Source organism: Novosphingobium sp. Chol11, assembly GCF_900218065.1.
In the GTDB taxonomy this organism is placed as follows: Bacteria; Pseudomonadota; Alphaproteobacteria; order Sphingomonadales; family Sphingomonadaceae; genus Sphingobium; species Sphingobium agri.
This window is the reverse complement of sequence record NZ_OBMU01000003.1, coordinates 166,179-191,670: the sequence shown is the minus strand read 5'-3', so window position 1 is coordinate 191,670 and position 25,492 is coordinate 166,179. Positions and strand designations below refer to the sequence as shown.

Sequence of the window (25,492 nt, the reverse complement as noted above, 5' to 3'; positions counted from 1 at the left end):
CGAGTTTCGATTTGCAACAAGGCACCGATCGGGTATTAGGTATCTTATGGATACCAGAGTGAACCCCCAGACTGCCCTCGAGATTCTAGAGCTTGTCGGAAACAAATGGACAATGCTTGTCACTTATCGTTTGGGGGAGCGCGCGATGCGCTTTTCTGATCTCAAGCGATGTGCTGCACCGATCAGCTCCAAGATGCTGACGCAGACCCTGCGCGAACTTGAGCGCTTCGGAATGGTCTCACGCGAGGTGCTGCCAACGATGCCGCCAAGCGTGGAATATCGGCTGACGGATCTGGGCCGAAGCTTCTTGGGAACGGTAAGCGGGATATGCGACTGGATCGGCGACAATCACGAAGCGCTGGAGGAGGCGCGTCGAAGAGAGGCTATTGCTGCGTGAGGTATGAAAAGCCAGATCGTTTTACAAACGAGATCGATTGATAATAAGGATTATGTTAATAGCAGAGGGGGGATAAGGGCGCTGACAATATTGCCAGCGCCCCAAATCTGCTTGAACTTAGACGATGCCTGCGCCGAGGCCTACAGGCTTGCGCTCCTGCGCCTTGCGCTCACGCCACAAGCTGGCCCGATAAGTCGACAGCACGTCGATCGCGCCGCCAGCTTCCAGTCGCGCCTTGGCGATGATCGGCGCCACATCGACATTATAAGCGCGACGCAGCGCCTGGAACGCCATCATCGTATCGTTGGCTTCCTGCGCCGCATGCAGCGCTTCGCGATCGACCAGCAGTGCCTTGGCAAAGCAGGCCGTGATCGTTTCCGCCGATGACAGCATGGATTCAATCGGGTCAGTCACATTGTGCGACTGGTCGATCATGTAACTGGGGTTGAACCCGTCGCGCGGGTGCAGTTCTGCCTCCACCAGTTCGTTGAAGACCAGGAACAGCTGGTGCGGATTGATCGAACCGCTATCCAGATCGTCATCGCCATATTTGCTATCGTTGAAGTGGAAGCCGCCCAGCTTGCCGAAGCGATGCAGGCGCGCCACGATCTGTTCGATATTAACGTTGGGCGCGTGGTGGCCAAGGTCAACGAGGCACTTCGCCTTGGGGCCAAGTTCCTGCGCGGCGAGGATGGATGAACCCCAGTCAGAGATGACCGTCGAGTAGAAGGCTGGCTCGAACATCTTATGTTCCAGCAGCATCCGCCAGTCGTCGGGCAGCGCGGCATAAACCTGTGCGGCAGCTTCCAGATAGCGGTCCAGACTGCGGCCCAGATCCTGCTGACCCGGGAAGTTGGTGCCATCGCCGACCCAGACGGTCAGGTCAGTCGAACCCAACTGCCGGCCGATCTCGATGCACTCGATATTATGCTCAACCGCCTGCTGGCGCGTCGCTTCCACGGTCGAGGACAGCGATCCGGTGGCGTAGGTCTGCGCCTGCCCGGCCTGATCCTGGAAGGTGTTGGAATTGACGGCATCGAAACCCAGGCCAAGGCTCTGAGCTTCCTCGCGCAAGGCCTTGTAGTCGCTCACCTTGTCCCATGGGAAATGCGGCGACACGCGCGGCGTCACGCGGCTCAGCTGGTTGATGACGGCGCAATCTTCCAGCTTCTCATGGATGTTGGTCGGCTCGCCAGCGATCGGGAACTTGGCGAAGCGCGTGCCGCCCCGTCCCGCGCCCCAGCTGGGCACGGCGACGGAAAAGCCCGCCACCCGATCCTTGATTGCTTCGATGTCGATGCCGGTGCGCGACAGCTTGCGGCCGAGCGCGGCATAATCTTCGTCCAGCGCGTTCGCATCGCGGGCGTTGGCTTCCGCGATCAGTTCCGCGGAAATGGGCAGGTTGCTCATGATAATAACCTCTCCGTTGCCGATCAGCGCGTGAACGCCTGGGCATTGCCCGCATCGACATTGATCATGTTGCCGGTCGACTTGGCGGACATGTCGCCAGCCAGGAAGTAAACCGCCTCGGCGATGTCGGACGGCAGCACGTCCCGCTTCAGCATCGAACGCTGGCGGTAATGTTCCTCCAGTTCCTTGCCGGAGTCGATCCCATGTGCGCCGGCGCGTTCCTTGCGCCAGTCGCCGTCCCAGATCTTGCTGCCCTTGATCACCGCGTCCGGGTTCACCGTGTTGACGCGGATGCCGAAGGGCGCGCCCTCCAGCGCCAGGCACCGCGCCAGATGGTTGGCGGCAGCCTTGGCCGACGCATAGGCCGACGCGTTGGTCGCGGCGGCAACGCCGTTCTTCGAGCCGATGAACACGATCGACGCGCCGCCCTGTTCCTTCATCCGCTTCATCAGCGGGAAGGCAGCGCGGGCGGTGAGGAAATAGCCTTCTGCCAGCACGTCGTAATTCTTGCGCCACAGCGCGACCGTGGTCTCCTCGATCGGAGCCGAGGAAGCGATGCCTGCATTGGCGACCAGAATATCGAGACCACCAAATTCGCGGGCGCAATCGTCGAATGCGGCCTGGACTTGCGCTTCATCGGTCACGTCGCAGACGGCGGCGCGGATAACATCCTTGCCGAACTGCTTGGCGAAACCTGAGCGAACCTCTTCGATCGCATTGGCATCGCGATCGGCGAGCATTACGCAAGCGCCATCCGCCAGCAGCCGCGCGGCGGTCGCGGCACCGATGCCGCCCGCGCCGCCCGTCACCAGTGCGATCTTGCCGACCAGCGGCTTGGGCTTTGGCATGCGCTGGAGCTTTGCTTCCTCCAGCAGCCAATATTCGATGTCGAATGCTTCCTGCTCATCGAGCGCGATATATTCGCCGATCGCCTCGGCGCCGCGCATCACGTTGATGGCGTTGCCGTAGAACTCACCGGCGAGACGCGCCGTGGTCTTGTCACCGGCGAAGGTGATGCGACCGACGCCGGGAACGAGGATGACGATCGGGTTGGCATCGCGCATGGCGGGCGAATTGGATCGCTTGCACCGCTCATAATAAGCGGCATAGAGATCGCGATAGGCGGCGATCTGGCCAGCAAGATAAGCGTCATCCTGCAGCTTTGCAGGATCGAGCGGCAGCGGTGCGATCTTCGTGCGCAGGAAATGATCGGGACAGGACGTGCCCAGCGCGGCGAGGCGCAGGAAATCGGCTGAACCCACAAATTCCAAAGCTTCGGCGTCGTCGGAATAATGTCCGACCTTGGCGCGCGCGCCGGTCATCAGGCCACGCAGACGCGGCATCAGGTCGGCGGCGATCGCTGCACGGTCCGTATTGGGCGCAACCACCTGACCACCGAAGGCTGGCTTTTCAGCCAACTTTGCGTTCAGATATTCGGCGGCGTCCGCGATCAGCTGAACGGTATGTTCGTAGCAGGACTTGGCGGTGTCGGCCCAGCAGATGATGCCGTGACCCGCAAGCATGACCCCTTCGACGCCGGGATTTGCCCTGACGAAGTCACGCAACTGGACGCCGAGCGTGTAGCCGGGACGCTTCCAGGGCAGCCAGCCGATCTTGCCGCCCCAGATTTCCTTGGTTGCGGCTTCGCCACCCGAAGAAGCTGCGAGCGCGATGATGGCGTCGGGGTGGACGTGATCGACATGTGCAAAAGGAAGTAGCGAATGCAGCGGAGTGTCGATCGACGCGGCGCGGGGATTGAGGTTGAACGTGCAGTGGGGCAGGTAGCCGACCATCTTGTCATCGTCGTCCGGGCCGCCATAATGCTTCTCAAGGCCTAGCAGCTTTTCCTGGTAGAGCGTTGAAAAGCCGTCGAGTTTCATTGATCCGATGTCGCCGCCCGAGCCCTTGACCCAGAGCACTTCCACCTTCTCACCCGTCAGGGGATCGGTCTCCACGATCTTGGCGGAGGTATTGCCGCCGCCGAAATTGGTCACCGTGAGGTCCGAACCGAGCAGATTCGACCGGTAAAGGAGCAGTTCGGCGGGGCTGAGAGTCGCGGCGACGCCGTCATCCCAGCGGCTGGAAGGAACGGCAAAGGGAAGTGCCGAGGACGAGACGGGATTTTGCATGTTCATGGCGCTCCTATTATCATTTGCGCTTTCCTCAATCAATCCTTTGCGTTATTAATCGATCATATTCGATCAAACAAGATGAGAAAATTTTCATGCGGGAGGACGAACTGAACCTCGGCTTCGCCATTATCGTCGATATCGGCAAGACGCTGAGCAAAGTGTCCCTATGGTCGCGCGACGGCCGGATTCTGGACCGTCAGGTGCGCCCGAACGAGGTGCGAACGCAGGACGGCATCCGCCGCCTCGACACGGACGGCATCGGCGGCTGGCTCGTCGAATCACTTTCACGCTACGCCTCCAGCAATGTCGAAGTGATCGTGCCCGTAGCCCATGGTGCAGGCGTCGCTGCCCTGACCGATGGCAAGCTGGCTTTCCCGCCGCTCGATTATGAACAGTCCATTCCGGACGACATCATGAGCGCCTACCGCAAGGAGCGCGACGCCTTTGCGGTCACAGGTTCACCCGCCCTGCCCGATGGCCTGAACATCGGATCTCAGCTGTTCTGGCTCGATCGCCTCTACCCGGCCGAAATGGCGGCAGCAACGTTGCTGCCCTGGGCGCAATATTGGGGCTGGTTCCTGTCCGGCACGGCGGCCACCGAGGTGACGAGCCTTGGTTGCCATAGCGATCTTTGGACGCCGGATACTGGCCGCTTCTCTCCGCTGGCCGAGCGGATGGGCTGGGCTGAACGCTTCGCACCGCTGGTGAAGGCGGCCGACAGCATCGGTACGCTGCGGCCCGATCTTGCGGCTCGCACCGGCCTTTCTGCCGACATCCGCGTCCTTGCCGGGCTGCATGATTCCAATGCGGCCCTGCTGGCGGCGCGCGGCTTTGATGAGATCGCGCAGGGCGATTCAACCATCCTCTCTACCGGCACTTGGTTCATCGCCATGCGCCTGCCCCAGGAAGCGTTGGCAACGAGCAGCCTTGCCGAAGGGCGGGATTGCCTGGTCAATGTCGACGCCTATGGCAGCGCCGTTCCATCAGCCCGCTTCATGGGCGGCCGGGAAATCGAGACGGTGATCGAATTTGACACGCGCCGGGTCGACATCAAGCCCGATCAGCCAGCTTTGATCGCGGCGGTTCCGGACGTGCTGAAATCCGGGACGATGCTGCTGCCGACGCTCGCGCCCGGCTTTGGCCCCTACCCGGCCGGTTCCGGCAATTGGACGGAGCGCCCGGATGACTGGTATCAGCGGCGGGCGGCGGTTTGCCTCTACGCTGCGCTGGTTGCCGACACGATGCTGGACCTGATTGGATCGCGAGACCGGCTGCTGGTCGAGGGACGCTTTGCCGATGCCGAAGTTTTCGTGCGGGCGCTGGCTTCCTTGCGGCCGGATATGGAGGTCTATACCGCCAACGCCCATAATGACGTGTCCTTCGGCGCGCTCCGCCTGATCGATCCCAGCTTGAAGCCGCAAGGATCGCTGAGCCGGGTAGAGCCGCTTGACCAGGATCTTTCCTCCTACCGTTCCAGATGGTTAGCTGGAATTGGTGAGCTTGTTTCTTAAAAGGTTTCGTGCATGCCGATAGCCAGCGTCACCGATTTTCGTGAGGCCGCCCGACGCCGCCTGCCCCGTTTCCTGTTCGAATATATCGACGGCGGCTCTTATGCCGAGGTGACGCTGCGCAAGAATGTGAGCGAGTTGAGTGACATCGCGCTGCGCCAGCGGGTGTTGCGCGACGTGTCGGCCCTCGAACTATCCACCAGCCTGTTCGGCCGGAAGCAGGCTCTGCCGGTGGCGCTCGCCCCGATCGGCCTGGCCGGACTGAATGCACGGCGCGGCGAGACGCAAGCGTTGCGTGCTGCCGAAGCGGCGGGCGTGCCCTTCACTCTTTCGACGGTGGGCGCCTGTTCTCTGGCCGAAGTCGCGCGTGCCGCGTCGCAGCCCTTCTGGTTCCAGCTTTACATGATCCGCGACCGCGCCTTCATGAAGGACCTGCTGGCGCAGGCAGCTGCCGCCCAATGCTCCGCCCTCGTCTTCACGGTCGACATGCCGGTGCCGGGGAGCCGCTATCGCGACTATCATAGCGGCCTTGCTGGCGCGGATGGGTTGAAGGGCGCGATCTGGCGCACGGCGCAAGCGATGATGAGGCCGGGCTGGGCCTGGAACGTGGGCGTGCGCGGCCGTCCCCATACGCTGGGGAATGTCGCGCCGGTGTTGCAGGGCAAGACCGGTATCGAGGATTTCTTCGCCTGGATGCGCAATAATTTCGATCCGTCGATCCACTGGCGCGATCTGGATTTCATCCGGTCCGAATGGAAGGGCCCGCTGATCATCAAGGGGCTGCTTGACCCCGAGGACGCGCGGGAGGCGGCTGCGCTGGGAGCGGACGGTATCGTCGTGTCCAACCATGGCGGGCGGCAGCTGGATGGCGTTCTGTCGACCGCGCGCGCCCTGCCCCCGATTGCGGACGCGGTCGGCGACAAGCTGACGGTGCTTGCCGATGGCGGCGTCCGTTCGGGATTGGACGTGGTGCGCATGCTGGCGCTGGGCGCGAAGGGCGTGCTGCTCGGCCGCGCCTGGGCCTATGCGCTGGCGGCGCAGGGTGAAGCGGGCGTCACGAAGATGTTGCAATTGATCGAAGCGGAGATGCGGGTGGCGATGGCGCTCACCGGCTGCTCCACTGTCACCGACATAAACCAGAGCATTTTGACCGGGAGGGACATGGTATGAGTGCGGGAGCACAGAAGGATAATTGGCGGGACACGATCCTTGCTGGACTTGCCAACTATATCGACGCGGGGTCTATCGTCGCTGGCTCTGCCGCACTCGCGCTCTGGCAGGAAAGCTATGGGCTGTCGAACGACTTCATCGGCCTGATCGGCGCTTTCGGGCCGAATGCGATCGGCGCGGGCGTGGGTGCCTATGTCGGCGGGCGGCTGTGCGACAAGCTGGGCCGCAAGAAGATCTACCAGTGGGACATGCTGGTCTATGCGATCGGCATGGCGATGCTGGTCTTTGCCTTCGCGCCGTGGATGATCGTGGTCGGCTTCCTGATCGTCGGCGTAGCCGTGGGCGCGGATATTCCGGCGTCCTGGTCGCTGATTGCCGAACAAGCGCCCGATGACCGGCGCGGCAAGCATTCCGGCGTGGCGCAAGTGCTCTGGTATCTGGGGCCCGTGGTCGTGCTGTTGCTCAGCCTGGCGCTGACCAGCCTTGGCGAACTTGGCGCACGGATCGTCTTTGCCCATCTGCTGGTGATCGCGCTGGGCCTCACCTTCCTGCGTTCGCGGATGAAGGAATCCGAACGGTGGGAAGCCGCGCAGGCGGAAGGCGTCACCAAGCTGCCAGTGTCCACGCTGTTCCAGCCCAAATATCTGGCGTCCATCCTGGGCCTGGTCGGCATGTACGGCTTCTGGAACCTGTGGGCGGGGACGAACGGCTTCTTCTTCCCCTACATCCTGCGCACGGTGGGCGCGGCGACGCAGGCGCAGTCGGTCGCCATTCAGGCGCTGTCCTTCGCGATTGGCATGGCTTCGATCGGCCTGGTCTTCATGCGCTATGCCGACAAGGTCAATCAGCGGACGCTGTTCGCGATTTCGGCGATCATCCAGGTGATCGGCATGGTCCTGCTGGCCATCTTCCCGCTGACCATCCCGATCGCGCTGCTGCACGTCTTCCTGCTTCAGTTCGGCGGCGGTTTCGGCGCACAGAGCTTCTTCCAGCTGTGGAGTTCGGAGATGTTCCCGACCATGCTGCGGTCGACCGCGCAGGGCCTGTGCTTTGCGATAGTTCGCATCAGCCTTGGCATATTCAGCTTCTTCGTTCCGATGCTGAGCGCTACGGGCTTCACGACGCTGGCGTGGATTCTGACAGGCTTCCTCGTCATAAGCGGCGTCATCGGCACCCTTTGGGCGCCGCGCAACGAAGGCAAGTCGCTGGAACAGCTTGAAGCTGAACGGGCGGCTGCCTGATCAAGGGGGTTCGGGGACAATGCACGCGGAGGAACGCGAAAGGCTGATCATCGAAGCAATGGGCCCTACCGGCTTCGTCAGCTATCGCGCCCTGGAATCGCGGCTTGCAGCGTCCCCGGCCACAATCCGCCGCGACCTTTCCCGGCTCGAGGACGAGGGCGTGATCCACCGCGTCCGGGGCGGGGCGCGGCTGACGGAAAGCCATGGCGGCAAGCCGGATGGCGGGGCACGGCTGGCGGGCACGCCTTTTGCCCAATCCATCACCGAAAATCTGGCGCAGAAGCGATCGATCGGCCGGGCTGCCGCGGAATTGTGCCAGCATGGCGAAGGCATCATGATCGATGGCGGCACGACGACGTTGCAGATGTGCCCGCATATCGATGGGCTGGACCTGTCGGTGCTGACCAATTCGCTGCACATCGCCAACGCGCTGCTGCCGCAGAGTGGCACGCAGATACTCCTACCGTCCGGCACGCTGTTCAGGGAACAGAACATCATCCTTGCGCCTGCGGGTGAAGAATCAATGCCGCGATTTCACGCGCCCAAGCTCTTCATGGGCGCAGCGGCCGTGGGGCCTCAGGGGGTGATGCAGCAGGATGTCATTCTGGTCGCCGCCGAACGCCGCCTGATCGATCGCGCGGAGCAGGTCATCCTGCTGGTCGACAGTTCCAAATTCACGTCGTCGTCAGGAGCGATCGTTTGCGGCCTGAACGAGGTGGATGTCGTGGTCACGGATCGTGGCGTCGAGCCGCGTGCCATCGCCATGCTGGAACATGCAGGCGCTGAGGTCATCATCGCGGACGCATGATGCCGCGACGCTTTTGATTGAAATAAAAGCGGGTGAAACTCCGTGTCAGCCTTTTGACGCTGCCATGGCGTTTCACCCGCTGAACTGTTTCTCGGCTTCTTAGCGAAGATTATTCTTCGCCATTATCCTTCACGCCGACGGTCGGAACGTCGATGGTTTCCTTCTTCGAGCCAACGACAACCTCCTTCGAGTCGACGTCCACCTTGGGAAGGTCGCCGCCCTGGACGCTGACTTCCGGCATGTCGCCGCCCTTGACATCGGCCTTCCAGAAGCCCGTGGCGAACAGGATGCCGACGACTGCCAGGATCAGGATCAATACTATTGCAAGCGTGCGCCCGCCGCGGCTTTTGTGAACGACCGTCCGGTCTCCGGAATAGGGATCTCTGTGAACTTCGGCCATCTTTATCCTCCTCTTGGTGGATAGTGAACAGATGGAGCTTCAGCTTGTTCCGTAAGAGTATCAAAGGGTGGCGAGAGACGGGCTGGTAGCTGCCGGGTCTCTCGCCATCTCTTCCCTGAACATCTTCCCTTTAGGCGAGCGGAAACAGGGGTGCGCGTACATAGGTTAGGGCTACGATAATGTTCACGATCACCCCACCTTGTTGAGATCCACCCCGCGCGTTTCGGGTGCCGCCGCAACGGCGATGAGGGTGATAAGCAGGCCGCCGATCACATAGGCGGCGACCATGCCGGTGCCCCCGCTCGCCTTGTAGAGCGACAGGGCGATGATCGGGGCGAGCGAGCCCGCGATGATGGATGTCGCCTGATAGGCTATGCTGGCGGCCGAATAGCGCAGGCGGGTGGGGAAAAGCTCGGTGATCATCGCGCCCTGCGGGGCATACATGGCGCCATGGGCAACCATCGCGACGGTTATGGCGATACCAACGCTCCAGATCGTGCCCCCATCAAGCAGCGTAAAGAAGATGAGGAACCAGGCGGCTACGCACAGCGCGCCCGCGCCATAGACGAGCCTGCGCCCGATGCGGTCGGACAAGGCGGCGAACAGGGGCATGGTGAGACATTCGAGCGCGGAGCCGATCAGCACGGCGTTGAGGACGAGCGAGCGGTCTCCGCCCTTGATTTCCGTCCAATAGGTGATCGCGAAAGTGGCGGCGACATAGTAGCAGATATTCTCTCCGAAGCGGAGGCCCGCTCCGATGAGGAGGGCGCGGCCCTTGCGGCGGAGTGCCTCGATCGCGGGGAAGCGCTCGACGCCGCCAGCGGCTGCTTCACGGGCGAAGACCATGCTTTCGGACACGGCGCGGCGGAGCCACCAGCCAACGAACACGAGCACGATCGACAGCAGGAAAGGTATGCGCCAGCCCCAGGCCATGAAGTCGGCTTCCGTCAGGAGCGCCGACGACATGGCGAAAACGGCGGCGGCGAGCAGATTGCCCGCGGGCGCGCCGACTTGCGGCCAGCTGGTCCAGAAGCCGCGTTGCGAGGCGGGTGCGACCTCCGCCACGATCAGCACCGCGCCGCCCCATTCGCCGCCCACGGCAAAGCCCTGAAGCAGGCGGAGCAGGACGAGCAGGACCGGCGCCCAGGTGCCGATCTGTTGATAGGTGGGCAGCAGGCCGATGGCGGTCGTCGAAAGACCCATGGTGAGAAGGCTGATCATCAGCAATGTCTTGCGCCCGATGCGGTCGCCGAAATGGCCGAACACGATCCCACCCAAGGGCCGGGCGAGAAAGCCGAGCGCGTAGGTTGAAAAGGCGAGCAACGTACCCGTCAACGGATCAAAGGACGGGAAGAACAGGCGGTTGAACACCAGAGCGGAGGCAACGCCGTAGATGAAGAAGTCGAACCATTCGATCATCGTACCGATTAGGCTCGCGCCGACGACCGTCCTTAGTTCCCGCTTGCTGACTGCCCTATCGGCGGCATCCATTTGCGCGTTCATCCGCCCTCCCCCTTGTTCGCTATGGTCATCTGCATAGAGGCGAAGCGCTTCAAGGAACAAGCGCGAGTTGAGTGGGCGGCGAACTTTGTGAGGGAACCATTCGCCACTCCGGTCGTTGCAGCCCTTCAAGGCACGCCCGAAAACCCTTTTTAGGGGCTATTCGTGCATGTCGGGCGAAGGGCAAAAAGGGGGGAAGTAGGCTTCCTGTGGCGCGGACTGCGCGACAGGGGCTTTTTTTAAACGGATGCAGCAGTCTAAATCGCCGATCACGCAGGCCTGGCTTTATGGTGCGCTGGCCGTTCTTCTCGCCCTGCCCTTCGCAGCCGACATCATCTTCCCGCTCGGGACGGCGGTATGGGTCGCCTATCTGCTTCCCATCGTTCTTTCCTATGTGGCGCGGCGGCAGCAGGCTCCATTGATCGTTACCGCGCTGGCGACGCTGCTGACCATCGTCGGCTTCACGCTGGCGCCCGCGGGCGTCGATCCCCAGGTCGCGATCACCAACCGTGCGTTGGCAGGCGTGACCTGCTGGGTCCTGGCCATCATCGGCGTGCTGTTCATCCGCAACCGGCTGGCGATCGCGCGGGAGGAGTGGCTGCAAGGCGGACAGGTCGGCCTTGCAAAGGCGGTCGGCGGCGAACAGCCGCTCGATACGCTGGCGACGAGTGCGCTTACATTCCTGGCCGATTATCTTAAGGCGCAGGCGGGCGCGCTGTACATCGCCAATGGGGAAGGTTTTCGCCGCTATGCCACCTATGCGGTGCCTGCGGACGCGCCGCTGCCGGAGCGATTTTCGCTGAGCGACGGGCTGTTGGGCCAAGCGGTGCGCGACAAGCGCAGCTTTTTCCTCAAGGACGTGCCTGACGGTTATCTGTCCTACGGGTCGGCACTGGGCCAATCCAAACCCGACAGCCTGCTTATCAGCACGACGCAGGCCGATGGCACCATCAACGCCGTCATCGAACTGGGCTTGCCCAAGGACGCCGATAGCGAAGCACAGGCATTGCTGGACAGGATCGGTGCGCAGCTTGGCGTCGCCATTCGGTCAGGCAAATATCGTGCGCGCCTGCGTGAACTGCTGGAGGAAACGCAGCAGCAGGCCGAGGAATTGCAGGCGCAAAGCGAGGAGCTGCGCGCCAATAATGAAGAGCTGGAGCAGCAAAGCCGCCAGTTGCAGGAATCGGCGGCCAGGCTGGAAACCCAGCAGGCGGAGCTGGAACAGACCAATTCCCAGCTTGAAGAACAGGCGCGGCAGTTGGAAATCCAGCGCGACGACTTGACGCGGACGCAGCGATCGCTGGAAAACCAGGCTGGCGAGCTGGAACAGGCTAGCCGCTACAAGTCCGAGTTCCTGGCGAATATGAGCCACGAACTGCGCACGCCGCTCAACTCGCTGCTTATCATGGCGCGATTGCTGGCGGAAAATCGCGGCGGCAACCTGTCGCCAGAGCAGGTACGGCATGCCGAAACGATCGAGACGTCAGGCAATGACCTGCTGACGCTGATCAACGACATTCTCGACATTTCAAAGATCGAGGCGGGCAAGCTGGAACTGCACACCCGCCGCATGAGCATCCGTGCGCTCACCGAAAAGATGGAGGCGGTCTTTGCGCCGTCCGCAAAATCGAAGGGCCTTGCGTTCAGCGTGAAGCAGGAGCCGGGCGCGCCTGCGGAAATGGACAGCGATCCCCAGCGGATCGAACAGGTGCTGAAGAATTTCCTGTCCAACGCCATCAAGTTCACCGAGACGGGATCAGTCACTCTGGCCGTGAACGCAGCCGCCAACGGCAGGATCGCCTTTACCGTGCGGGACACGGGCGTCGGTATCCCGCCCGAACAGCAGCAGGTGATATTCGAAGCCTTCCGCCAGGCGGATGGCACCGTCAGCCGCAAATATGGCGGCACCGGCCTTGGTCTCTCCATTTCGCGCGAACTCGCCCGCCTGCTTGGCGGCGAAGTGCAGGTGGAGAGTATCGCTGGCGAAGGCAGCGCCTTCACGCTGATCCTGCCCGAGCGCTATGATGATGCAGCAAGCAGTTCCGCAGAGATGTTGCGGCCGGTCGAACAGTTCCGCCCTGCCCCGTCCAACCCCAAGCCTGCCCGCCGCCGCAAAGGCCCGGCCGCGCAGGACGACCGGGAAACGCTGTCGGGCGATGCGCGAGTCATCCTGATCGTCGAGGATGATCCGGTCTTCGCCAAGATCCTCTGCGACGTCGCGCATGAGCTGAATTTTCAGTGCCTGATCGCGACCACCGCTGACGAAGGCGCGCTGATGGCGCGGCAATATGTGCCAAATGCCGTCATATTGGACATGAACCTGCCGGATCATACCGGCCTTTCGGTGCTCGACCGGATCAAGCGCGACGTGCGTACGCGCCATATCCCGGTGCATGTGGTATCCGTCGATGACGATAGTCAGGCGGCGCTGTCCAGCGGCGCCATCGGCTATCTGTTCAAGCCGGTGAAGCGCGACGCTCTGGTTGATATGCTGGAAGGGTTGGAAGCGCGCATGTCCCAGCGCCTGCGCCGCGTTCTGGTGGTCGAGGATGATGCGCAGCAGGCCGAGAGCGTGAAGCTGCTGCTCGCGTCGCGTGATGTCGAGACGGTCGAGGCGCATTCCGCCGCGCAATGTTTCGATCTGCTCGGCCGCGAGACATTCGATTGCATGGTGCTCGACCTCAACCTGCCCGACGCTTCGGGCTTGGACTTGCTGGAGCGACTGAGCGCTGATGAGGCTGTCGGTTTCCCGCCCGTCATCGTTTATACCGGCCGCGACCTTGCTCCCGAAGAAGAAATGCGGCTGAGGCGCTACAGCAAGTCGATCATCGTCAAGGGCGCTAAATCGCCCGAGCGCTTGCTGGATGAGGTGACGCTGTTCCTGCATCAGGTGGTGTCCGACCTTCCCGAACCGCAGCAGGCGCTGATCGCCAAATCGTTGAACCGCGACGCCGCGTTGGACGGACGCGAAATCCTGGTGGTCGAGGACGACATCCGCAACGTCTATGCCCTCACCTCCATATTCGAGCCGCATGGGGCCAAGGTGCGGATCGCACGTAACGGGCGCGAGGCGCTCCAGACGCTGGACGAGGCGGCGCGCGGCCTTTCCGATCCTGTCGATCTGGTGCTGATGGACGTGATGATGCCGGAGATGGATGGCCTCACCGCCACGCGGGAAATCCGGTCCCAGCCATGGGGCAGGCAGATGCCCATCATCGCGCTCACCGCCAAGGCCATGGCGCGAGACCAGCAGGACTGCCTGGACGCTGGCGCGAACGACTATCTGGCCAAGCCGCTGGACGTGGACAAGCTGCTCAGCCTCACCCGCGTGTGGATGCCGCGATGAGCGAGGAGATATTCGCACCCCACGAGGAGTTGGAGCTTGACCTGCTGCTGGAGGCGCTCTGGCGGCATTATCATTACGACTTTCGCGGCTATTCGCGTGGGTCGCTGCACCGGCGGCTGGCGCGGGCACAGCAGCGGCATGGGTGCGAAAGCCTGTCGCAGCTTCAGCATCTCCTGCTGCGCGACCCGGCGGTGTTCGCCGACCTGATGGGCTTCCTGACCATCCAGGTGAGCGAGATGTTCCGCGACCCCGCCTATTTCCGGGCGTTGCGGGAATTGGTGGTGCCACACCTTCGCACCTATCCTTCGCTCAAGATCTGGATCGCAGGTTGCGCCAATGGCGAGGAATTTTATTCGCTGGCGATCCTGTTCCGGGAAGAAGGGTTGGAGGATCGAACCATCTTCTATTGCACGGACATCAGCCCCGCCGCGCTCAAGAAGGCGGAGGCCGGGATCTATGACCTCGACCGGATCGCACAGTTTACGGAAAATCACCGGCTGGCAGGCGGCAAGCAGTCGTTGTCCGATTATTATACCGCTGCCTATGGCGCGGCCGTGTTCGACAAGACGCTGCGCCGCCGCGCGGTGTTTGCCGAACATAATCTGGCCAGTGACCAGGTGTTCGCCGAAGTGCAACTGGTGTCGAGCCGCAATGTGCTGATCTATTTCGATCGCGAATTGCAGGACCGCGCGCTCGGGCTGTTCGGCGGATCGCTGGTGCGCGGCGGATTTCTGGGATTGGGGTCGAAGGAGACGCTCCGCTTCTCCCGCTATTCCGCAGCCTTTGCCGATTTCCATGAGGCGGAGAAAATCTACCGGCGCAATGTGAAGGACTTGGAGGATCTGCGCCATGCAGCATGAAAAGCCCAAGATCCTGGCGGTGGATGATGTCGAGGAGAATCTGCTCGCGCTGGAGGCTCTGTTCGCTGGAGAAGGCGTAGAGCTGCTGAGGGCGCGGTCCGGCGTGCAGGCGCTCGAACTGCTGCTGGTGCATGATGTCGCGCTGGCGCTGCTGGACGTGCAGATGCCGGGCATGGATGGTTTCGAACTTGCCGAATTGATGCGCGGGACCGAGCGGACCCGGCGGGTGCCGATCATATTCCTGACGGCCGTCGCCACCGATGAAAGGCGGCGATTTCGGGGATATGAGGCGGGTGCCGTCGATTATCTGCTGAAGCCCGTCGATGCCCATATCCTGCGGAACAAGACCGCCGTCTTCGTCGAGCTTTTCCGGCAGCGGGAGGAACTGGCGCGCCAGCGTGACGAGATTGCCGCCGCCCTCGCCCGGCTGCACGCGCATAGTGACAATTCGCCGCTCGCGATCATCGAATTTGACGCGGCACGCCATATCATAGGCTGGTCCAATGGCGCCGAGCGGCTGTTCGGATGGCGATCGGCCGAAGTGGCCGGGTTCAAGACGAGCGAACTCAAATGGATCGACCCCGATGATGAGGCCGCGTTTGACGGGTTGATGAGCGACCTGATCGCCGGGCGCAGCGTTCGCGCCGTCCAGCATTTGCGCATGCGCACGGCCGAAGGGCTGACGCTGGAATGCGAATGCTATTGTTCGGCACTGCTCAATGGGCAGGGACGGATCGTGTCCGTCAATGTCCAGATACTTGACGTGACCGAACGGAAGCGCGCGGAAGAGACGCAGCGCCTGCTGATCGGGGAACTAAACCACCGGGTCAAGAACACGCTGGCGTCCGTGCAGGCCATCGCCGTGCAAACCTTGCGCCATTCATCGGGACCGTCCGACTTTGCCCCCACCTTCACGGGGCGCATCCATGCCCTTGCGCGCGCGCACTCCTTGCTCAGCAGCACCACATGGCAGGGCGCGTCCTTGCGCGAACTGGTCAATGGCCAGATCGACATTGGCGCCATCGATCTGGGGCAGCTGCTGATAGAGGGGCCGGAACTGGAGCTGGCGCCCGAGTTGGCGCTGCATGTCGCTCTCATCCTGCACGAGCTTGTGACCAATGCTCATAAATATGGCGCGCTTTGCACACCGGCGGGCACCGTGTCGCTCTCGTGGAAGATGGAGCGTGAGCATCTGTCGATCCGTTGGGCGGAAAGCGGTGGTCCGCGCGTTGCTGAGCCCACGCGCAGAGGATTTGGCACGGCCCTTATCGAACGCAGCCTGAAGGCGGAAGGCGGGCAGGCGCGCGTGAGCTATGAGGAAAGCGGCGTTTGCTGGACCATGACATTGCCCAGGGGGCCGCGCATCAGCCGGGTCAACATCGCAAGTCCGGGGATCAATCTTGGCGAAGAGCTGAATGCTGCTGAAGGCGGCGCGATCACCGGGCGCGCTTTCCTGGTGATCGAGGATGAACCGCTGGTGGCGATGGAGATTGCAAGCCTGTTGGAGGATGGCGGGGCCGCAGGGGTGACGATCGCTGGCTCGGCCGAAGAAGCGCTGGCATTGATCAAGAGCGCCGACTTCGACGCTGCGCTGCTCGATGGCAATTTGCAGGGCATGTCCGTCGATCATGTTGGCGCGGCACTGGCGCAGAGGAACATCGCCTTCGCCTTTGTGACTGGATATGGCCGGGAAAGCCTGCCCGAGGACTTTCAGGACCGGATGTTGATAGGCAAACCCTTTGATCCCAAGGCATTATTGAATTGTGCGGCGAAGCTTTGCGAAGATGCCGACATCGTCCTCCTCGCAGCGCCACCCATTGCTGTACAATAATGTCTTTCCTGTCCCGCCAGCGTCTTTTTCCTCATAGGTTGGTGGAAAGCGGCGCGAGCGACACCATCTACAGGGCATGGCAAGTTTTTCGACCGTGAGTTTCCGGGAGCCGCGGGTTCCCTCCATTCCTGCAGCATCGGTGCTTCGATGAACGAGAGCATCGCCTATCTCGGTTTGCTGGCCGATGAGGAGATCGAACTCGACAGCGCCGCGCTTATGTTGAGTGCGCTCGATCATGACGGGATCGACGTTGAACCCTATCTGGAGCTGCTGCGCGGGATCGGCAAAGCCATCGATGCGGAGCGGTCCGGCGCCCGGGACGATGAGCTGCAAACGGGTGAGGCCCAAGGCGCCCTGCTCGCGCGCGTAATCGGCACGCAGTTCGGCTTTGCGGGTGATAGTGAGAGCTATGATGCGCCGCTGAACGCGGACATGGTGCGGGTGCTGGACCGGCGGCTGGGGCTGCCTGTCAGCCTGTCCATCCTTTATGTCGCAGCCGCGCGGCGGGCGGGATGGCGTTCCCACGCCCTCAATACCCCTGGACATGTCCTGGTCAGCATCGGGCCTGAGGATGCTCCGGCGATCATCGATCCCTTCCGGCGTGGCGCACTGGTGCAGGCTGAACAATTGTCAGAGTTGTTGACGAGGGCCGCCATTTCCGGTCCCCAAGCCCAATCCGCCGTCGAGCCGATGTCGAACCGCATGACCCTCGTTCGCCTCCTCCTGAACCAAGCCACGCGAGCGGAGGATGCGGGTGATACATGGCGGGCATGCACCATATATGAGCGGATGACCGTGGTCGCGCCTGAACATGACGTCGGCTGGTGGGCACTTGCCCGCTTGCAGCTGGTGCATGGCGAGGTCGAGGCGGCGCGCGCGAGCCTATGCGCCATGCTGGAGATCAGCCGCGACCCTGAACGCCGCCGCTATGTCGCAGCGGCGCTTAGCCAGCTGTCCGGCCAATCTCAGGCCTAAAGCCCTGCCCGGTGCGGGTTCAATCTCGCCTGAGGTCATTCCCGGCGCGCTCCATAGCGGCGCCCGCGTCCTGTTTGGCTTCCCGTGCTTCGCGCCGGGCATCCTGAGCTGCATTGCGGCTGGCAGCTCCGACTTCATTTGCGCCCTCATCAAACGCCCGCCCCGCATCGTCGAGGCCGTTGTCGATTTTCTCGCCCGCCCCATCCACTGCCCGGCTGACATCATTACCGATCGCCGATCCCGCATTCTCAAGGCTGTCGGCTGCCTTTTCCGAGCAGGCGGACAGGCTCATACCCGCCGAGATCGCCAGGCCAGCCAGAAGTGATAATCTCATGATGTTCCTCATCTTACCGTGGAGTGCCTGAACTTAACCACCGCAAGACATTATGGTTGCTCGCTAGTCAGCGGCTGCGCAACCCGAACACCATCGACCGGTCTGCATCGGGGATCAATCCTTCCAACACGCGCCAAAAGCCGGTGACGGAGCCCTGCCCCGCCTGCGCATAGGCCGCCGCCATCTTTTCACGCAGGGCGCGAAATAATTCAGCCTCCAGCGCCTTGCCCGAGGCGCTCAGCCGAAGCAGTTTTTGCCGCCGGTCATTCGCCCCTTGCCGGGTTTCGATATAGCCGCGCTCCACAAGGTCGTTGAGTACTCGGCCGAGCGACTGTTTGGTGATGGAGAGAAGGCGCAGCAATTCCTTCACCGTCAGGTCAGGCTGGCGCGAGATGAAATACAGCGCACGGTGATGCGCGCGCCCCAGCCCCTGCGCCGCAAGGCCATCATCGATGGACCGCGTCAAGGCGGAGTAGCCGAAATACAACATCTCGATCCCGCGCCGGATTTCGTCCTCCCGCAGGAACAGGGGAGAGGCAGGCGTGACCTGCGAAGCCGGTGCATTGGCGGGCGAACTATTTGCATTCATGCCGGGCGTTCCAGGAAGCGTTTGACGCCCGCATATTGGCGGAGCAAGTCTGTGATGACTAGGCTTTCCTTTCGCGCAAGAGACGCTATATGCCGTCCCCGCGCCCGGCACCGCCGCGCGCATGCTGGGGCGTAGCCAAGCGGTAAGGCAGCGGTTTTTGGTACCGCCATGCGCAGGTTCGAATCCTGCCGCCCCAGCCAGTTTCAATTTTCTAATGTTTTCAGTTAGTTAGCGGGCAATTGGAACCTTCTGTGGGATCCGCTAGAGAGGGCAATTGGCTCTTACCGAAGCTTGACCAATCACCCATGACTCGTGGTGCGTTCGCCACACCTTAACCTTGATACGAACGCGGCACTACTCAGTATACTTCGAAGCTGGACGCCGAGGAGCGGCGGCTGTTTCCCGCAACATGCCGAATAGGGGTGGCAGTCAGGCTGATACCCCCTGATCCTGAGCCGGGGGGATGGGTTTGGGTGGCAGAAAGGCGAGGCTCATGTAACCGGCATAGCCGAGTCCCGGCCTCTACAAGCTCATCATGCGATCCGACAAACCGGAGGCCAAGGAGTTCCAGAACTGGGTGACCAAGGTCGTCCTACCGAGCATCCGAAAGACCGGCGGGATTCCCGTCGTTCGAATGGCACCTTATCCGCTACTGCTGGCGGGGTAAGCCAATGTAACAGAAGCAATCTTGTTCTCCTCTGCCACAAGTGACATGGCACAGTTTCGCTGCAATCTTCTCGCTGACGTAACGATCGGAGCGAGCAAGGATGTTGGACGAACGGATGACCTTTCGGCAGTGGTCGCAGGGCATCTGCATCTTATCGAACTATGCTCCTAACCGCCTGTCGCTGCCTCAGGCCTCCTTCTTCGCCCTTGCCGCGCTTTGCGACCGTGCAGGAAGACCGGGATACATCACCGAATTGCGGGAGGCGCTTGGCGACCGGTCGGGCCGTAGCGTCCAGAACAGCTACAGGGTCTTCCTGTCTCCCTCAAAAGAGCGGCGGGACGGCTCGGGGTGGCTGCAACATGAGATCACACGGGGCGGTCGTCAGAAGCTGGTGAAGCTGACGCCAAAGGGCCGGGAGATTATGGAGAAGGTTTTAGCTGCGGCAGTCGCCGGGGAGCAGTCGGCTGCGATGACCGAAGATGGTGAGTTTAGACTGTCATAATGGCGGCAGGAGCGCTATGGGCGCTGCCGGTGAACCATGTGGAGCCGTGAGACCTTGCCGCTGCATTTCGGCAGGATTTGGAGCAAATAACAGCCCTCCCTCGCGAGAGCGCGAAGGGGTCCAGATGTTCGACGGAGCGGGGCCGCGAGGCCCGCCGCTACTTCATTGAGATGGAGGTCCTCCGATTAGCCCGCACTTTCGGAGAATGATCCCCCGGTTCACATATCTAAGATAACTGTAGGTGATCTTCAGGACACCGCAGGCGCTCTTTCGTGAACCCTGTCCTTATCCCTCCTCCCTCCTTCTTTTAAGCAGCCCAGCCTCTCCAGTGCTGGTGACTGTGACGGCCCTGCGGGGCTGCGGGTGCCATGTACACCGCAGGGCCGTCCCTCCTCCCATTACCAATCCAGCGCTCCCGCCATGGCGTAGGATCGACCGAGGCAATGTGCCCAGTCGTCACACCCGAGAAATACCATCACATGTCCGACCTTGCCGACCTCCCAGACAATGAACTGGAAGCACACATCCTATCGACCGCCTTGGATGCTCCTTCATCCGCTGTCGTTACCGGCTAACCTTCAGCGGAAGCTGCAGGGGCATCAGCGCAACATGCCCCTTTCGGCCTTAGCCCCAGAGATGCGGGAAAGGGTCAGAGCCAATATGCAGGCCAACCGCCGGTTGACGGAGCAGGATGCGATCGAAGCCGAACTGAAAGCCTACAGCCGGGATTCCAAGGTGATCGCTGGCGTGGGCGAAAGCGCGAACGCCTATCAGGGCGAGGTCTTTGCCATCACCCGCGAGGCTGACCAGATCGAGCGGGAGATTGCCCAGATTGAGAACCGGCTGGCCGATGTCAGTCACTACAACCGCGAGACCGGGGAGTCTGTCCTGCGCATCACCGGCGATACCCGCCATGATGTGGAGATGGAACTGCGGGCCCAGAAGAAGCGGCTGGAACTGCGCCTCCCGGTCGAAGCAAAGTCTCGGCTCGCAAAGGCGATGGAACAGACCAAGGCCGACATCCGGGCCGCGAAGGAGTTGCGGGAGGATCTCGCTGAGATCGACCGCCAAGTCGCGCCGTTAATGCCCGCCAACAGCGCATCGCTGCTGTAGTCGAGGCGACGACCCGCATGCTGAAGAACACGATCTAATCAACTTTTAGGCTCCCGCTGGACTTCATCCCAGACTGCGGAAAAAAACTGGCGGGAGCCTTCCTTTCCATGAGTGTGCCTTTTGGCCAGACCTAAGACGACATCGCCAGTGCCTCTGAAGCACGGCGAAAAGTATTGCCCAGCCTGTTGCACAGCCAAGCCCCGAAGCGAGTTCTACGCTGATCGGATCAAGTGGGACGGCCTTCGCCCTATCTGCAAGCCGTGTGACCACGCCGCCACGATGGCCGTGGCCTCAAGGCGCACTCGCAGCCTACCTCCATCTATCCCGAACTCAGCCGCAAGGCCCCGCCGGCGTTCCGTCGGTCTCCTTCGCGCGCCCGGTAGGAGACCTAATATGACCCACACCAAACTCATTGATCCGAACAAGTTCGCAATTAGCCCGTGCTATCTCAACAGCCGAAAAGGACTTGGAAGCTGCACAAAAAGCAGCCCGCCTTTCCGGTCAGGAAGAGCGCCGTGCAACCGAGGCACTGGAGAAGGCTAAGAGTTCCCTCGAAAGCTACGTGTGGCTGTTCCAGCTCCTCGCTGAATAGCTATGTCCCGCCCAAGCAGCTTAACGCGTTAACGCGTATTTGAAGGTCGTATGCACCGCGGTGTAGAGCGCAGTTTTTTCAGTGCCTGTCATGTCGTCGGCGAGTAGCCAATCAGTTTGCCGGATTTTTGGACCAGCCTCTTTAAGAGCTTTTCCTGATCGGCAGGATAGCTCCGGCGCCGAGCAACGCGAACGCCGAGGCAGCTATGAACACGGCCGGATAATTGCCGCCCTGCATCGCACCTATCGCCAGAAAAGCTGGTGCCATGAGCGGGGCGAGCGATTGCGGCAGGGTGTTGGCGATCTGGAAAATGCCCATGTCCTTGGCGCTGTTGTCCGGATCGGGAAGAACGGCCGCCACCAAGGCAAGGTCGACCGCATAATAAACGCTCATGCCCACCCCCGCGATCGCCGATCCTATCAGGAATTGAAGCACGGTCTGCGCCATGCCGATCGTCATGAGTCCGATGGCCCCAATGATAGAGGCGACGATGACGAAGGGTTTGCGCCTGCCGATCCTGTCCGAAAGCCACCCGGAGAGCGGTGAAACTGCGATAGTGATGGTTGCGCCGATGCTCCCATTGATGAACATCAGCCGTGGGACGTCCGACATTGGCTGATGCAGCCGATCGGACAGGATATAGACGGCGTAAACCTGGATATAAGACATGCCCATGATGACGAGGAAGCGGCTGATCCATACCCAGTAGAAATCGGGATGTTCGCCCGGGCTGATGCTGAACGAGCCCAAAAACTGCCGGACGCCGCCACAGGCCTCGACCATCGCGGCGGCTGGCCCGTCCTTGAACATCGGCAGGATCACCGCGAGGCTTAGGACGGTGCCCAACCATGGCACCATGAACAGCAGATAAGGGCTGCCCGTCGTGAATTGGGTGAGGAATGTGCCCACCATTACGCCGACGATGATGGTGAGGCCCAACAGCCCGGACACGCGGCCTCGCTGCGCTTCTGGCACCTGATCAGGCAACAGGGCGTTGAGCGCGGCCTGATTGGCGTTGAAGCCGATCTGGGCGATGACCCATCCCAATCCGAACAACATGATGTTGCTCGTGGCGCTCATAAGCAGCAGGCCTGCGCCGCCGCCTGCAACGCCCACGATCATCCACAGCTTGCGCCGACCGATGCGCGCGGTCGTGCGATCGGAAATATGGCCCCAAACAGGGGTGGCGATGATCGAGGCAAGCGCGCCGATGCCCAAGATCATGCCGAGCTGACTCATCTTGTGCGCAGGATCAGCGATCTGCGCGATGCGCATGGCGATCGTCAGCGTGACCGGGGTGATGAGGCCCAGCCAGTTGCCGCATTGTGCGATCCAATAGGCCGCGATGAATGCGCCGCTTGCGCGACCGTCGGCCGTGCTGGCCATTCAGAGAGCCTGGATCATGGTGATGTCGGCTGCGAACTGCCGCAATGCCAGACCGTCCGGTTCGCCGCGATCAAGTGCGGCATGAACCCGCAACCATGCCGCACGATCCACGCTTTCGTAGACCGGCGACAGCTTCCGCTCGCCCTTTGCGTTCCCAATTCTGAGATCCGAAGGTCTGGCCGATCCGTCACCCCTGAGCGAGAAACGTAAGGTGCGGCCGAAGCCCAGCGCGTCGATCCGCTGGCCAGCGCCGCCGGTGCCGCTCGTGGCAATCGCTTCGAAAAGCTTTTCGCCTGCCGTGCCGCGCACGACAACGGCGTGGGATGCCTGCCAGATATGGGTGAGGGAAAGCGGCTGGCCGAGGGCGTGCGCCGTGCGCACCATGTCCAACGCGGCATTGGCGGGCGTAGCGAAGTCACCCACTTGGCTGATCAGGATGGTCGACGTCGCCGCCAGATGCTGGATGAGGTCGGCACGATGACGTAGTAGCGTCGGATCGCCCGCATAGCGTTCCGCCAGTTCCACGACTGCGCCCGCCTGGTCTGCCCGATCGGCGAGGGTGAGGATCGCGTCTGGGTCGGTGATGCCCGGATCGGCGATGATGACGCCGCGCGCTCCCGCCTCTACCGCGGCCGTCGCGCGTGCCGCCCAGTCGCTGGTTCCAGCGATGAACATGATTGAGGCGGCGGCGCTGTCTGCTGGAGCGCGATAGGACAGTGGCAGGGTGGCCAGCGTCTTACGTAGCCTGTGCTGAAGGCCGAGCGCTTCGGCGGCGATGGTCAGTGGCAGGGGCATGACAGTTCTCCGATCGCACTGGCACTGGCTTTGTTGGCGACATCGATCACAAAGTCGAAATCCTCCGCGACGGTGTCGAGCGAGGGTATGGCGCCATGGTCGCCATGTGCAGCCGCATAAAGCGCGCGCCATTCTTCGACATAGCCGTTGCGGTCGAAAGGTCCGATCTGGCGAACGGCGCCCGATGCGTCGGTGATCGTCGCGACGGCTGAACCGCCGTGGATGTAGGAGGGGGTGAAGCGAATGCGGAGCAGTTCCGCATCGGCAGCGACTTCCAAGTCCCAATAGGCTTCGCCATGGCCATGCATGGTCCCGGCAAGCTGCACCGCGCGCCCGCCCGCCTGACCGGCGATCAGATAGCCGAAAGGTGCGAGCTGGCGCGCCGACCAGATTTCCAAGTCGCGCCAGTCCGGCAGGAAGGCGCGCACCAACGGCAGATCATGCACCGCCAAGCCCAGGATCAAGGTGTGGAACATCTGGCGGATCACATCCGGCGTAATTTCGTCGGGCATGGAGAAGGCCATGTCAGGCCGCCCGGTCACCTCTGTCGCCCAGTTTTCGAAACGGTCGTTCAGCGGCAGCACGATGCTGGACCGGATGCTGCGCGCCTTGGGGACCAGGTCTCCGAGCATATCCTTCACCGCGATCCAGCCGGGATCGAAGACATGCATCGCACCCAGGATTACGGGGATGCCGGTTTCCGCCGAGACCTCCGCGATCGCGCGCGCTTCATCGGCGCTGTTCGCCAAGGGCTTTTCGCATAGCACGGCCTTCTTGCCTGCGCGCAGGGCCGCGATCACCTGATCGGCGTGGAACTGCTGGGGGCTGCAGACCGCGATGACATCCACCGCCGGATCGGCGAGCATCGCGTCGAGCGACGTGACGGAACGCGCGCCCGCGCTGACCGCGACCGCCGCAGCCAGATCGCCGTTGACGTCCATCACGCAGGCGGGCGTGAAGAGATCCGGCAGATGGGCGAGCGTCGGCAGGTGAATCGCCTGCGTGACGGGGCCCGCGCCTGCAAAGCCGACGCCCAGTGGCTTGACCATATTCATGCCGTGGCTCCAGCAAAATAGGGATGAGACGCGAGAAAGTCATAGGAAGCGCGGCTGCTTTCCAGCGGCGTGGGCAGGTTCGGTATGTCGACTTCCACCACGAACCACCCGTGGAAATCGGCAGGCAGCGCGTTGAAGACGGCATCGAAATTCACGATTCCCCGGCCCGGCTCGCTCCAGATGTGCCGCGTGCCGATCGCCGTCATATAATCATCTTCATAGCGAAGCGCTCGGCGGAAGCCGGCTTGGTCCACGTCCTTCAGATGCACGGCGACCAACCGATCAGCATAGTCGGCGATGATCTGTTCCGGCACCATTCCAGCCCACAGCAGATGGCCGGTGTCAGGTCCGAAACCAAGGTGAGACCCGGCGGTCATGTCGAGCACGTCGCGCGTTTCCTCCTCGGTTTCGATAATCATCGCGACATGCGGGTGCAGGGCGAAGCGGACCCCTTCCGCAAAGCCCGCATCCGCCGCGCGAGCGAGCGTTTCGGCCATCCGCTTGGTCCGGTCGGCGGACGCATTGTAGCCAACGGCAGGATTGGTGAAGCGCGCCATGTCGATATTGCCCGCGACGAAGGTGCTGTCGACGCCCAGCGCAGCAAGGGTGCCAGCATGCGCCTTTGCCTGTTCGACAATGGCCGCCTGCTTTTCGGCGACATGAAAGTCCCCGGCGAAATAGCCCGGCGCGGGAGTGAAGCCGAATTCGTCCAAGATCGACCTATATTCCGCGACGTTCATTCTCGCGGGAACATCGGTGTGGAGCGAGCGAAAGCCTGTCTGCACCAGATCAGTCAGGGCTTCTCGTAAATTCTGTTCAGTAACGTGCGGCCCCATCGGGCCAGTTACCCAGGGGAGCGGGTTGATTGCGACGCGTTTCAA

21 protein-coding genes, 1 tRNA gene and 1 pseudogene are annotated in these 25,492 nt (G+C 62.1%); 13 read left to right on the top strand and 10 right to left on the bottom strand.

The features are described 5' to 3' along the window. The first annotated feature begins 46 nt into the window (after nucleotides 1–46). Complete coding sequence (locus NCHOL11_RS15620) at nucleotides 47–397, top strand: winged helix-turn-helix transcriptional regulator (RefSeq protein WP_097093503.1); 351 nt, start codon at nucleotides 47–49, stop codon at nucleotides 395–397. 117 nt (nucleotides 398–514) lie between these two features. On the opposite strand, the gene rhaI is transcribed toward NCHOL11_RS15620, so the two are convergent. Both rhaI and NCHOL11_RS15610 read right to left on the bottom strand, forming a co-directional pair. After that, on the bottom strand, nucleotides 515–1,807 hold the full coding sequence (rhaI, locus tag NCHOL11_RS15615) for an L-rhamnose catabolism isomerase (protein ID WP_097093502.1): 1,293 nt from the start codon (nucleotides 1,805–1,807) through the stop codon (nucleotides 515–517). Between the two features lie 23 nt (nucleotides 1,808–1,830). Further along, nucleotides 1,831–3,942: a bifunctional rhamnulose-1-phosphate aldolase/short-chain dehydrogenase gene (locus NCHOL11_RS15610; RefSeq protein WP_097093501.1), complete on the bottom strand. Its 2,112-nt coding sequence runs from the start codon at nucleotides 3,940–3,942 to the stop codon at nucleotides 1,831–1,833. A gap of 89 nt (nucleotides 3,943–4,031) precedes the next feature. Between NCHOL11_RS15610 and NCHOL11_RS15605 the strand changes: the two genes are divergently transcribed. Genes NCHOL11_RS15605 through NCHOL11_RS15590 form a run of 4 tightly spaced genes read left to right on the top strand, consistent with a single transcriptional unit; the run spans nucleotide 4,032 to nucleotide 8,666 of the window. Beyond that, complete coding sequence (locus NCHOL11_RS15605; protein ID WP_097093500.1) at nucleotides 4,032–5,450, top strand: FGGY-family carbohydrate kinase; 1,419 nt, start codon at nucleotides 4,032–4,034, stop codon at nucleotides 5,448–5,450. A 12-nt stretch (nucleotides 5,451–5,462) separates the two neighbouring features. Next, a complete protein-coding gene (gene lldD, locus NCHOL11_RS15600; protein WP_097093499.1) occupies nucleotides 5,463–6,617 on the top strand; it encodes an FMN-dependent L-lactate dehydrogenase LldD in 1,155 nt (384 codons plus the stop codon). Beyond that, the gene (locus NCHOL11_RS15595) at nucleotides 6,614–7,858 is read left to right on the top strand and encodes an MFS transporter (protein ID WP_097093498.1); all 1,245 of its coding nucleotides are present in this window, start codon (nucleotides 6,614–6,616) and stop codon (nucleotides 7,856–7,858) included. The genes lldD and NCHOL11_RS15595 overlap by 4 nt, the downstream gene beginning before the upstream one ends. A 19-nt stretch (nucleotides 7,859–7,877) precedes the next feature. Next, nucleotides 7,878–8,666 carry a DeoR/GlpR family DNA-binding transcription regulator gene (locus NCHOL11_RS15590; protein ID WP_097093497.1) on the top strand — a complete coding sequence of 263 codons (789 nt, stop codon included), beginning with the start codon at nucleotides 7,878–7,880 and terminating at the stop codon, nucleotides 8,664–8,666. Between the two features lie 109 nt (nucleotides 8,667–8,775). Here NCHOL11_RS15590 and NCHOL11_RS15585 read toward each other — a convergent pair whose 3' ends face one another. Beyond that, the gene (locus tag NCHOL11_RS15585; RefSeq protein WP_097093496.1) at nucleotides 8,776–9,066 is read right to left on the bottom strand and encodes a hypothetical protein; all 291 of its coding nucleotides are present in this window, start codon (nucleotides 9,064–9,066) and stop codon (nucleotides 8,776–8,778) included. A gap of 189 nt (nucleotides 9,067–9,255) precedes the next feature. Beyond that, on the bottom strand, nucleotides 9,256–10,569 hold the full coding sequence (locus NCHOL11_RS15580) for an MFS transporter (RefSeq protein ID WP_255254871.1): 1,314 nt from the start codon (nucleotides 10,567–10,569) through the stop codon (nucleotides 9,256–9,258). Between the two features lie 244 nt (nucleotides 10,570–10,813). Here NCHOL11_RS15580 and NCHOL11_RS15575 point away from each other — a divergent pair, with 244 nt between their 5' ends. The 4 genes from NCHOL11_RS15575 to NCHOL11_RS15560 all read left to right on the top strand — a co-directional run bounded on the left by NCHOL11_RS15575 (nucleotide 10,814) and on the right by NCHOL11_RS15560 (nucleotide 17,578). Next, the gene (locus NCHOL11_RS15575) at nucleotides 10,814–13,912 is read left to right on the top strand and encodes a response regulator (protein WP_097093495.1); all 3,099 of its coding nucleotides are present in this window, start codon (nucleotides 10,814–10,816) and stop codon (nucleotides 13,910–13,912) included. Continuing rightward, nucleotides 13,909–14,772, top strand: a complete 864-nt coding sequence (locus NCHOL11_RS15570; RefSeq protein ID WP_176502317.1) for a CheR family methyltransferase — start codon at nucleotides 13,909–13,911, stop codon at nucleotides 14,770–14,772. The genes NCHOL11_RS15575 and NCHOL11_RS15570 overlap by 4 nt, the downstream gene beginning before the upstream one ends. Further along, complete coding sequence (locus tag NCHOL11_RS15565) at nucleotides 14,762–16,603, top strand: response regulator (RefSeq protein ID WP_097093493.1); 1,842 nt, start codon at nucleotides 14,762–14,764, stop codon at nucleotides 16,601–16,603. The genes NCHOL11_RS15570 and NCHOL11_RS15565 overlap by 11 nt, the downstream gene beginning before the upstream one ends. Before the next feature lie 147 nt (nucleotides 16,604–16,750). Then, entirely contained in the window at nucleotides 16,751–17,578 is an 828-nt protein-coding gene (locus NCHOL11_RS15560; RefSeq protein ID WP_097093492.1) for a transglutaminase-like domain-containing protein, read from the top strand. Between the two features lie 19 nt (nucleotides 17,579–17,597). On the opposite strand, the gene NCHOL11_RS15555 is transcribed toward NCHOL11_RS15560, so the two are convergent. Both NCHOL11_RS15555 and NCHOL11_RS15550 read right to left on the bottom strand, forming a co-directional pair. Then, complete coding sequence (locus NCHOL11_RS15555) at nucleotides 17,598–17,912, bottom strand: hypothetical protein (RefSeq protein WP_097093658.1); 315 nt, start codon at nucleotides 17,910–17,912, stop codon at nucleotides 17,598–17,600. Nucleotides 17,913–17,979: 67 nt separating this feature from the next. Further along, nucleotides 17,980–18,501 (bottom strand): MarR family winged helix-turn-helix transcriptional regulator, encoded by a 522-nt coding sequence (locus NCHOL11_RS15550; RefSeq protein ID WP_097093491.1) that lies wholly within the window; start codon nucleotides 18,499–18,501, stop codon nucleotides 17,980–17,982. A 125-nt stretch (nucleotides 18,502–18,626) separates the two neighbouring features. Here NCHOL11_RS15550 and NCHOL11_RS15545 point away from each other — a divergent pair. From NCHOL11_RS15545 to NCHOL11_RS15530, 4 genes and pseudogenes are all read left to right on the top strand, one after another. Next, nucleotides 18,627–18,701: transfer RNA gene (locus tag NCHOL11_RS15545), tRNA-Gln, on the top strand. A gap of 326 nt (nucleotides 18,702–19,027) precedes the next feature. Beyond that, nucleotides 19,028–19,168: pseudogene (locus tag NCHOL11_RS15540) on the top strand (BRO-N domain-containing protein); the annotation flags it as partial. A 115-nt stretch (nucleotides 19,169–19,283) separates the two neighbouring features. Further along, entirely contained in the window at nucleotides 19,284–19,670 is a 387-nt protein-coding gene (locus tag NCHOL11_RS15535) for a hypothetical protein (RefSeq protein ID WP_141397890.1), read from the top strand. Between the two features lie 660 nt (nucleotides 19,671–20,330). Beyond that, nucleotides 20,331–20,783 (top strand): hypothetical protein, encoded by a 453-nt coding sequence (locus NCHOL11_RS15530; protein WP_141397889.1) that lies wholly within the window; start codon nucleotides 20,331–20,333, stop codon nucleotides 20,781–20,783. 733 nt (nucleotides 20,784–21,516) lie between these two features. Here NCHOL11_RS15530 and NCHOL11_RS15525 read toward each other — a convergent pair. Genes NCHOL11_RS15525 through NCHOL11_RS15510 form a run of 4 tightly spaced genes read right to left on the bottom strand, consistent with a single transcriptional unit; the run spans nucleotide 21,517 to nucleotide 25,492 of the window. Next, nucleotides 21,517–22,761, bottom strand: coding sequence for an MFS transporter (locus tag NCHOL11_RS15525; RefSeq protein WP_097093487.1), 1,245 nt, complete (start codon nucleotides 22,759–22,761; stop codon nucleotides 21,517–21,519). Next, the gene (locus tag NCHOL11_RS15520; RefSeq protein WP_097093486.1) at nucleotides 22,762–23,556 is read right to left on the bottom strand and encodes a hypothetical protein; all 795 of its coding nucleotides are present in this window, start codon (nucleotides 23,554–23,556) and stop codon (nucleotides 22,762–22,764) included. It lies immediately after the preceding gene. Beyond that, nucleotides 23,541–24,611 (bottom strand): Gfo/Idh/MocA family protein, encoded by a 1,071-nt coding sequence (locus NCHOL11_RS15515; RefSeq protein WP_097093485.1) that lies wholly within the window; start codon nucleotides 24,609–24,611, stop codon nucleotides 23,541–23,543. Before NCHOL11_RS15515 ends, NCHOL11_RS15520 begins: the two co-directional genes overlap by 16 nt. Next, complete coding sequence (locus NCHOL11_RS15510) at nucleotides 24,608–25,492, bottom strand: sugar phosphate isomerase/epimerase family protein (RefSeq protein WP_217991103.1); 885 nt, start codon at nucleotides 25,490–25,492, stop codon at nucleotides 24,608–24,610. Before NCHOL11_RS15510 ends, NCHOL11_RS15515 begins: the two co-directional genes overlap by 4 nt.

Bases quoted from the DNA above. Each gene is read 5' to 3' on its own strand.
- NCHOL11_RS15515 (WP_097093485.1), bottom strand. From the start codon at position 24,611: ATGAATATGGTCAAGCCACTGGGCGTCGGCTTTGCAGGCGCGGGCCCC.
- NCHOL11_RS15550 (WP_097093491.1), bottom strand. From the start codon at position 18,501: ATGAATGCAAATAGTTCGCCCGCCAATGCACCGGCTTCGCAGGTCACG.
- NCHOL11_RS15585 (WP_097093496.1), bottom strand. From the start codon at position 9,066: ATGGCCGAAGTTCACAGAGATCCCTATTCCGGAGACCGGACGGTCGTT.
- lldD (WP_097093499.1), top strand. From the start codon at position 5,463: ATGCCGATAGCCAGCGTCACCGATTTTCGTGAGGCCGCCCGACGCCGC.
- NCHOL11_RS15520 (WP_097093486.1), bottom strand. From the start codon at position 23,556: ATGCCCCTGCCACTGACCATCGCCGCCGAAGCGCTCGGCCTTCAGCAC.
- NCHOL11_RS15610 (WP_097093501.1), bottom strand. From the start codon at position 3,942: ATGAACATGCAAAATCCCGTCTCGTCCTCGGCACTTCCCTTTGCCGTT.
- NCHOL11_RS15590 (WP_097093497.1), top strand. From the start codon at position 7,878: ATGCACGCGGAGGAACGCGAAAGGCTGATCATCGAAGCAATGGGCCCT.
- NCHOL11_RS15575 (WP_097093495.1), top strand. From the start codon at position 10,814: ATGCAGCAGTCTAAATCGCCGATCACGCAGGCCTGGCTTTATGGTGCG.
- NCHOL11_RS15530 (WP_141397889.1), top strand. From the start codon at position 20,331: ATGCAGGCCAACCGCCGGTTGACGGAGCAGGATGCGATCGAAGCCGAA.
- NCHOL11_RS15565 (WP_097093493.1), top strand. From the start codon at position 14,762: ATGCAGCATGAAAAGCCCAAGATCCTGGCGGTGGATGATGTCGAGGAG.
- NCHOL11_RS15605 (WP_097093500.1), top strand. From the start codon at position 4,032: ATGCGGGAGGACGAACTGAACCTCGGCTTCGCCATTATCGTCGATATC.
- rhaI (WP_097093502.1), bottom strand. From the start codon at position 1,807: ATGAGCAACCTGCCCATTTCCGCGGAACTGATCGCGGAAGCCAACGCC.
- NCHOL11_RS15570 (WP_176502317.1), top strand. From the start codon at position 13,909: ATGAGCGAGGAGATATTCGCACCCCACGAGGAGTTGGAGCTTGACCTG.
- NCHOL11_RS15595 (WP_097093498.1), top strand. From the start codon at position 6,614: ATGAGTGCGGGAGCACAGAAGGATAATTGGCGGGACACGATCCTTGCT.
- NCHOL11_RS15560 (WP_097093492.1), top strand. From the start codon at position 16,751: ATGAACGAGAGCATCGCCTATCTCGGTTTGCTGGCCGATGAGGAGATC.
- NCHOL11_RS15580 (WP_255254871.1), bottom strand. From the start codon at position 10,569: ATGAACGCGCAAATGGATGCCGCCGATAGGGCAGTCAGCAAGCGGGAA.
- NCHOL11_RS15620 (WP_097093503.1), top strand. From the start codon at position 47: ATGGATACCAGAGTGAACCCCCAGACTGCCCTCGAGATTCTAGAGCTT.
- NCHOL11_RS15535 (WP_141397890.1), top strand. From the start codon at position 19,284: ATGACCTTTCGGCAGTGGTCGCAGGGCATCTGCATCTTATCGAACTAT.
- NCHOL11_RS15555 (WP_097093658.1), bottom strand. From the start codon at position 17,912: ATGAGATTATCACTTCTGGCTGGCCTGGCGATCTCGGCGGGTATGAGC.
- NCHOL11_RS15525 (WP_097093487.1), bottom strand. From the start codon at position 22,761: ATGGCCAGCACGGCCGACGGTCGCGCAAGCGGCGCATTCATCGCGGCC.